This window comes from Selenomonas sp. oral taxon 126 (genome assembly GCF_001683335.1).
Classification (GTDB): Bacteria; Bacillota; Negativicutes; order Selenomonadales; family Selenomonadaceae; genus Centipeda.
The window spans coordinates 780,130-787,295 of the sequence record NZ_CP016201.1 but is presented as its reverse complement, the minus strand read 5'-3'; the positions used below and the strand labels follow the sequence as shown (position 1 = coordinate 787,295).

At 57.7% G+C, this 7,166-nt stretch carries 10 protein-coding genes; all 10 read left to right on the top strand.

Annotation, left to right across the window (positions count from 1 at the left end; genetic code table 11):
• On the top strand, positions 1 to 894 hold an 894-nt coding region (locus AXF19_RS03425), incomplete at its 5' end, for a hypothetical protein (RefSeq protein WP_216634972.1).
• Positions 854 to 2,335 (top strand): hypothetical protein, encoded by a 1,482-nt coding sequence (locus AXF19_RS03420; RefSeq protein WP_066845060.1) that lies wholly within the window; start codon positions 854 to 856, stop codon positions 2,333 to 2,335. The genes AXF19_RS03425 and AXF19_RS03420, both read left to right, overlap by 41 nt.
• A 374-nt stretch (positions 2,336 to 2,709) precedes the next feature.
• Positions 2,710 to 3,342, top strand: coding sequence for a hypothetical protein (locus tag AXF19_RS03410; protein ID WP_066845059.1), 633 nt, complete (start codon positions 2,710 to 2,712; stop codon positions 3,340 to 3,342).
• Positions 3,343 to 3,361: 19 nt separating this feature from the next.
• Positions 3,362 to 4,282 carry a hypothetical protein gene (locus AXF19_RS03405; protein WP_066845057.1) on the top strand — a complete coding sequence of 307 codons (921 nt, stop codon included), beginning with the start codon at positions 3,362 to 3,364 and terminating at the stop codon, positions 4,280 to 4,282.
• Between the two features lie 11 nt (positions 4,283 to 4,293).
• On the top strand, positions 4,294 to 4,500 hold the full coding sequence (locus AXF19_RS03400; RefSeq protein ID WP_066845055.1) for a hypothetical protein: 207 nt from the start codon (positions 4,294 to 4,296) through the stop codon (positions 4,498 to 4,500).
• Positions 4,501 to 4,603: 103 nt separating this feature from the next.
• Positions 4,604 to 4,918, top strand: coding sequence for a hypothetical protein (locus AXF19_RS03395; protein WP_157092472.1), 315 nt, complete (start codon positions 4,604 to 4,606; stop codon positions 4,916 to 4,918).
• Complete coding sequence (locus tag AXF19_RS03390) at positions 4,902 to 5,279, top strand: hypothetical protein (protein ID WP_066845049.1); 378 nt, start codon at positions 4,902 to 4,904, stop codon at positions 5,277 to 5,279. The genes AXF19_RS03395 and AXF19_RS03390 overlap by 17 nt, the downstream gene beginning before the upstream one ends.
• A gap of 4 nt (positions 5,280 to 5,283) precedes the next feature.
• Entirely contained in the window at positions 5,284 to 5,721 is a 438-nt protein-coding gene (locus AXF19_RS03385) for a hypothetical protein (RefSeq protein WP_066845046.1), read from the top strand.
• 11 nt (positions 5,722 to 5,732) lie between these two features.
• On the top strand, positions 5,733 to 6,680 hold the full coding sequence (locus tag AXF19_RS03380; RefSeq protein WP_066845043.1) for a phage tail tube protein: 948 nt from the start codon (positions 5,733 to 5,735) through the stop codon (positions 6,678 to 6,680).
• A gap of 150 nt (positions 6,681 to 6,830) precedes the next feature.
• The gene (locus tag AXF19_RS14525) at positions 6,831 to 7,004 is read left to right on the top strand and encodes a hypothetical protein (protein ID WP_172837354.1); all 174 of its coding nucleotides are present in this window, start codon (positions 6,831 to 6,833) and stop codon (positions 7,002 to 7,004) included.
• The last annotated feature ends 162 nt before the right edge of the window (positions 7,005 to 7,166 follow it).

The following is a 7,166-nucleotide window of genomic DNA, read 5'->3' as shown; positions in this document are numbered from 1 at the left end:
GGCTATCGGAGTACGGTCAAGGACGCCGAGGACAGAACGAGAACGCGCTACTATACATGGACACGGACAAGCTGGACGGTTGCAGATGAAAATTTGCAGATCATTCGGCAGGGGCAGCACGCGCTTGGACGGCTGCCTGTCGTTCAATATTTTGGGCGTAGCAATGACCCAATGGAGGTTTTGCCCGCACCTGAGTTCCTGTCGGTCGCGCAGACAAATCTCCATGTCTATCAGCTCTGCAGCTGGCATACGCAGATCCTGCAGAACCAGACGTTCAACATCCTCATCATGCCGCACACAGGCGCGTCCGAGCTGACCATCGGCACGAACAACGTACTCGCCTATCCTCCGGAAAGTCAGCACCCGCCCGCATTTATTGCGCCCGATGCTGCACCCGCGCAGGTGCTGACGGAGCAGATTGATCGCCTCATCCGCGAAATGTACCGCATGAGCGGCATTGATTCCGTGATCGGCGTACAGTCGGCGAAGTCCGGCGTTGCGCGTCAGTGGGACTTCGAGCGGACGAATCAACGGCTTGTCGACTTTGCCATTCAGAGCGAGGAGGCAGAGAAAGCCATCGTTGCCCTCTATGAGGCATGGACAGGCGAGACAATCGGCTATGTATGCGAATATCCGCGCGACTTCAAGATCTCGGATGTGACGGAGGGGCTTGCACAGGCACAGGCGGCGCTTGACCTCGGGCTTGACAGCAGAACCTATCAGGTGGAGGTCGCGCGCAAAGTCCTCGAGGCGTATCTCCCGAATCTCGAGCCCGCTGCATATGATGCGATCATCCGCGAACTCGAGGCGGCTGCGGCGGTCATAGAGCAAACGAGGGCATACGGAGGCGGAGATGAACCTGACAGCGACACAGGCGCAGATAGAGGCGTTTGAGCGGCGCATCCGCGAGCTGATTGCAGAGGGCTATAGCGTCCGCTTCGCCGTGTATCAGGCGTACAGGGAGCACCCTGTGATGCAGGTGATGCACAGGGAGGCACGCGCAGAGATACGTGCGGAGGCGGCGCGCGGCTACGGTGAACCGCTGCCGCAGGGAATCACGGCACGCCTCTTTACACAGGCATGGGCACCCGACGGACTGACGCTCTCGACGCGGACAACGCGCGGCTCGATTCTCGTGCGGGAGATGGTCGCCCGCACGATCGAGGAGCAGATTGCAAAGGGGGCATCCTGCCGCGCAGCAAGCCTTGCTATCTTCGACGGCTACAAACAGGGCGGCGTTATACCGGTGCAGGACATTCCGAAATATCTGAATGAGACGCTCGCGGTGGCGCGTCATGCGGGCATTCCGCGCGATGAACTCATGAAGGCGCTGCAGCCTGTGCGGCGGCAGATCACGAAGGGTACAACAGCGGGCATGCGCGCGGCATATACGCAGCTGATTGACGCGCTGGAAGCGCAGAACGAAAAGGCGCTGAACAGGGCGATCTATGTCGCCACGCAGGAGCGGACGCGCTATTTCGCCGACCGCATTGCGCGAACGGAGACGGCGCGGGCGTATCAGGACGGCTTCCTGCTCAAATGGGACAATAACGAGGACTGCGTTGCCTATCAGTGGAAGCTCTCGGGGCGGCATCCGCGCTATGACATCTGCGACCTCTACGCCAATGCGAATCTCTACGGTATGGGGGCGGGGGTGTTCCCGAAGGACAAAGTCCCGCTTCTGCCTGCGCACCCGCACTGTATGTGCTTCCTGAAGCCCGTCATTCGCGGCATGCTCGACAACGAGACGCCGCACGAGCGCATTGAGGAGGGCGGCAGAGAATATCTTGACAGCGTGAGCCTGCATCATCGGCAGATGCTCCTCGGGATTCATGGCGCAAAGGATGTGATGGACGGGAAAATCAGCTGGACGCAGAAAGCACGCGGATACGGCGGTAAAAAAATTGAGAGTAGACTATCGTCAACAGGCGGGAGAGGTGATATAATAATACAAAGCGGGGCGCTGAATCCGAACAGTGACAGAGCCCTTAAACATGCTACAACGTATTATGAATCTGTTCGGCACATGACAACGGACTGCGAGAGAATTGCAGCAAATACAGGTTTTCGCGAGCAAGATATTCGCGTCATAAAGAACCATGTGTTTATCGAGGAACACGATTTATACGTTGGTAGAAAACGGTTTTCCCCCGATTATGAAATGGCACAGTCTTGGCAGCGCCTCATTGACGGGCGAAACATCCAAGAGCGCGATATTGTCCTGCTGAATCATGAATATATTGAATCTATTTTCATGAAGGATGATCTTTCTGCTGTCGAGGCACATGAAAAAGCGCAAAGAATATACAACTACGCGGCGTTGCTGAAAGGATGATTCAAATGTTGGGGTGGGCGAAACCGATCAGAGAGAACGATGATGAGATGTTCATTGCTTATAGTGTGGAAAGTGATCGATCTTGTGACGGTGTTCTGGTCTGGGACAAAAAAACAGAGGAGTTCCGCATAGACAAACTGTCTGCCACAGCAGATGTTATGTCCACAAATCGACTGGCGGGGCTGATTCGGTATAGCTTGTATGAAGGTTTCTTCACTCCGGGGCTTAATTGTATGTTGAGCTGATAAAAACGGGATAGAAAGCACTTGCTCTCTTGCAGGTGCTTTTTTCATGCCCTCCGAGCTCCCTCGGCAGGGCATTTTTCATGCGCGGGATTGAGGCCTGCAAAACTATTTTGCACAGGAGGCAAAGACATGGAACTCAAAGAGGTATACGCGGCACTGGAGGCTACGGAGAACGGCGCGGCGATGGTGGAGACCATCAAAAGCGAGCTTGCGGGCGTGCGGAAGGAGGCGGCAGAGGCACGCACGGGAAAGAACAAGGCAGAGGAGGAGCTTGCCGGGCTCAAGAAGCAGCACGGCGAACTCGAGGCAAAGCACAAGGTGCTGGAAACGCAGCTCGGCGACGCGCAGAAGAAGGGCGCGGGCGCACAGACGGAGATGCAGAAGCTGCAGGGGCAGATCGCCGACCTTGCCAAGAAGTACGAGGACGCGGAGGCGGCGCGCAAGACCGCCGAGGAGAAGCGCGTACAGGCGGACATCATGGCGCAGACGGTCGACGCCCTCACCAAGGCGAACGCGGTTGACCCGCAGGAATTTGCAAAGCTCATCGCCCCGAGCATCACGGTCGCCGAGGACGGCACATACGGCTGCACGAAGTCGGACGGCACGCGGGGCAGCATCGCCGACGGCGCTGCGGAGTGGCTGAGCGGTAAGGCATGGGCAGTCAAGGACGCGCAGAAGCCCGGCAGCGGCGACGGCAGATCCGGTGATGGTGGCGCAGGCGGCACGATTGCGGAGCAGTTCGCCGCCGCGCTCGGAGGTTAAGGAAAAGGAGTAAAGCAATATGGCAATCAATACGCTTGAGATGGCAAAGATTTTTCAGCAGGAGCTCGACAAGCAGATGCTTACGGCGGGCACATCGGGCTGGATGGAGGCGAACGCCACGCACGTGAAGTACAACGGCGGCGATACGGTGCGCATGCCGATGATTTCCACGTCGGGGCTTGCCAAGTATGACCGCGACAACGGATTCAATCGCGGGTCTGTGACGCTCACCTACAAGGACTACACGCTGACGCAGGATCGCGGGCGTACGTTCCACCTTGACTCCATGGACGTGGATGAGAGCAACTTTATCGCGTCGGCGGGGAACGTCATGGGCGAGTTCCAACGCCTGCAGGTCGCGCCCGAGATTGACGCATACCGCTACTCGCGCATTGCGGCGCTCGCAAAGGGCGCGTCGCACGAGTCGGCGGCATTTACGCCGACGAAGGACAATATCCTCGGCAAGCTCGACGAGGAGATCACGAAGATTCAGGACATCGTCGGCGAGGACGAGCCGCTCGTCATCGTCATGGCGACGCCCGTGCGCACGGTTCTGAACGGTGCAAAGGACGTGACGCGCTATCTTGACGTTGCGGACTTCAAGGCGGGCGCGGTGAACACGAAGGTGCGCACCTACAACGAGATTCCGATCCTCTCCGTACCGTCCGCACGCATGAAGACGGCGTATGTCTTTGCCGACGGCAAGACAACGGGGCAGGAGGCGGGCGGCTTCAAGGCGGACACGGGTGCCAAGGCGATCAACTGGATCATCATGACGCGCCGTGCGCCGATTGCGATCTCCAAGACGGACAAGGTGCGTATCTTCTCGCCGGACGTGAACCAGAAAGCGGATGCATGGAAGCTCGACTACCGCAAGTTCCATGACATTTGGATTCCGAGCAACAAGCTCGCGGGTGTCTGGGTCAACACGGGCGCATAAGGAGGAACACGATGACAAGACTTGTACGGCTGAACGAGGTGCAGTACGCAGAGACGGAGGAGCAGGCGGCAGGATTGATGGCGCAGGGATTCGAACCTGCGCCGCTGCCAACCGAGGCGCCCAAGGAGGATAAGCCCGTGAGGGACGGCAAGGCAAAGAAGAAGGAGGAGAGCGGCGGGAAGGAGGAGTCGCCGCCAGAGAGCAATGGGCGTTGCTGAGATATTCCGTCGCAACCTGTGCCTTGCGGTTGAGGCAAGTGCGGTGGAGGTTGCGACGACTGCCAAAATGGAGCATCGATACAAGCAGGATAAAGGGGAAATAATGAAGGCGGTAAAGATTAAGCCTGAACTGCCGAGCATGGAGAAAACTGTGTATCTTGACGGGAATGTCACGCCACGCGCAGTCTTTATCCACGAGGGTATCAGACCACATGACATTTTCCCGAAACGGCGGAAGGCGCTGCGCTGGGTGGACGGGAACAAATTTCTGTTCGCCAGGCGCGTGCACTTTCCCGGCTGGGCTCCCGACCCCTTTATTTACGACGCCTTGGAGGCGAACCGTGAGACGATTGTGCGCATTTTTGACCGCTATACGGAGCGGGCGCTGCAGGAGGTGGCAAATGTTTTTCAGCCCTGACGATCTGAAGGATAAGGACGAACTGCTCGGCACATCGGTGACGGACACACTCATCGCCGAAGCGGAGGAGTATCTGCGCGCATCGGCAGAGGGGCTCGGCGTTGCATGGGAGACGGTGCAGCCGACCTACTACGTGCGGCGCTTCCTCACTGTCTATGTCTTCCGCGAGCTCTGCATTCGCAGGAGTTTTACGGGGGCACAGACGTGGGGCAGCGGCGCAGGCGATCAGGACAGCTATGCGGGCAAATACGGCTTTTACCGCGATGAGATGAAGCGGCTCGAGGCATCCATGACGGCACAGGCACTCACGGGCGCGGCCGTGCAGAGCGGCTACGGCAGCGTGCAGCTCTATCGGGGGTGAGGATATGCTCTGGATAAAACTGCTGAGGAGTCTGGGCGACCATCTGCGCGCGGCAGATGTGGCGGATCAGGTCATCATTGGCGGCTACAAGCCGAGTGACATACGCCCCGACCCCAACGGGCGCGGCATCGTCTATCTCCTGCGTGATCGTGAACGCCTCGCAGGCGAGACCCGCGTGCAGGATACGGCGGTGCAGATCAGCGTCGATACATGGGTGCGCTCGGAGAGCAAAGACCTCGCCGACGGCTACGAAGCCCTTGCACGGCTGGAACGCGCCGTCATGGAGGCACTGCGGACGTACGAGGAGAACATGACGTGGATTGCGGACGGCGTTCAGCTCCTGCGCCTTAGGATTACGGAGACGGCGGGCGATGGGGACAGCGTACGTCCCCTCGTCGGCAGCCGTTGCTCACTGGAAGTTATCATCTATGAGGAAAAATAAGGAGGCTGCATATGGCAACACAACAGGCGCGCGGCTATAAGTCCGCGATGACCATTGACTTTGAGTCGTCCTTTGGCGTGAGTCCGACGACGAAGAAGGGCATCTCTCTGCCGATGAACAGCAACGAGCTCTCGAAGGCGCAGACGCTCATTGAGTCGGACACGATCACGAATACGCGCAACGACACGCAGCCGGCTCTTGGGCGCGTGAGTGTCGACGGCGACATTGAGATGCCCGCTGACTATGTCGCATCGGGCTACATGCTCAAGGCGCTCTTTGGCGATCCCAAGACTGCGGGCACCGCGCCGAACAAGACGCACGTGTTCACGGTCAAGGATAACCAGCCGTCGATCATCGTCGAGAAGGCATTCCCCGACCTTGGCAAATACGTCCGCTACAAGGGCGTCAAGATCAATACGTTCTCTGTTGACTTCGGCCAGGACAATGAGATGACGTTCAAATTCGGCGTCATGGGGGCATCGCGCGAGCAGGACGGCACTGCATACGACTCCGCAGCAAAAGCGGCAAAGCTGCAGCGCATCGCGCAGAATCATGCCTATGTCAAGATCGACGGCACGGAGAGCCGCATCGTCAAGGAGGGCTCGCTGGAGATCAGCGCGAATCTCGACGGTGATCAGTATGTTGTCGGCGGCGGCGGACTGCGCGGGGACATCCCCGAGGGCTTGATGAAGGTCTCGGGCAGTCTCAAGGCGCTCTTTGTCTCGACCGACTGGATGGACAAGGCAGACACGGGTGCGGCGGTCGCAATGGAGATCGGCTTTAAGCTCGACGAGAATACATCGCTCGTATTTTCCATGCCGACGGTGCAGTTCGAGCCGTTCGACGCGCAGATCAGCGGCCCCGCAGGCGTTGTGGTCGAGGTGAAGTGGCGCGCATTCTCGGCAGACGGCAAGAGCATCGTGACAGCGACGCTGAGGAATCAGCAGGAAGCATATTGAGGCAAAAGAAAAAGAACCGCTTCGTCAGCACGGGGCGGTTTTCTTATGCACAAAATTCTATGGTCGGATAGAATTTTTCAAAAACCTCTTGACTTTTGTCGACAAAATGAATAACATGATTGTGTCGACAAAATAAAGGAGGGTTAGATTGTGTCAGACAAGAAAAAAGCCGGTAGACCTGTTGCGGGTACACCAAAGACGGTAAAATTGACCGTTCGTGTAGACGAGGAAGCAATTAGCATTCTCGATTCATACTGTGAGCGGGAGAAGGTGAGCCGTGCAGACGGTGTGCGAACAGGGATAAAGACTTTGAAGGACAAGTAAAAAGCACCCGCCTCCGACCAAGGACAAACGAGTGCTTATGACAGAACCCCAAAGGATTTTGTAAATCCATTATACCAAATCCGACGGGGATTGCAAAGGAGAATGTATAATGGCAAACGAAGTACAGATTTTCGAGAACGCCGAGTTCGGTAAGGTGCGGAC

Coding starts and splice junctions, on each gene's coding strand:
- AXF19_RS03395 (WP_157092472.1), top strand. CDS start 4,604: ATGAAGGCGGTAAAGATTAAGCCTGAACTGCCGAGCATGGAGAAAACT.
- AXF19_RS03410 (WP_066845059.1), top strand. CDS start 2,710: ATGGAACTCAAAGAGGTATACGCGGCACTGGAGGCTACGGAGAACGGC.
- AXF19_RS03385 (WP_066845046.1), top strand. CDS start 5,284: ATGCTCTGGATAAAACTGCTGAGGAGTCTGGGCGACCATCTGCGCGCG.
- AXF19_RS03420 (WP_066845060.1), top strand. CDS start 854: ATGAACCTGACAGCGACACAGGCGCAGATAGAGGCGTTTGAGCGGCGC.
- AXF19_RS03405 (WP_066845057.1), top strand. CDS start 3,362: ATGGCAATCAATACGCTTGAGATGGCAAAGATTTTTCAGCAGGAGCTC.
- AXF19_RS03400 (WP_066845055.1), top strand. CDS start 4,294: ATGACAAGACTTGTACGGCTGAACGAGGTGCAGTACGCAGAGACGGAG.
- AXF19_RS03380 (WP_066845043.1), top strand. CDS start 5,733: ATGGCAACACAACAGGCGCGCGGCTATAAGTCCGCGATGACCATTGAC.
- AXF19_RS03390 (WP_066845049.1), top strand. CDS start 4,902: ATGTTTTTCAGCCCTGACGATCTGAAGGATAAGGACGAACTGCTCGGC.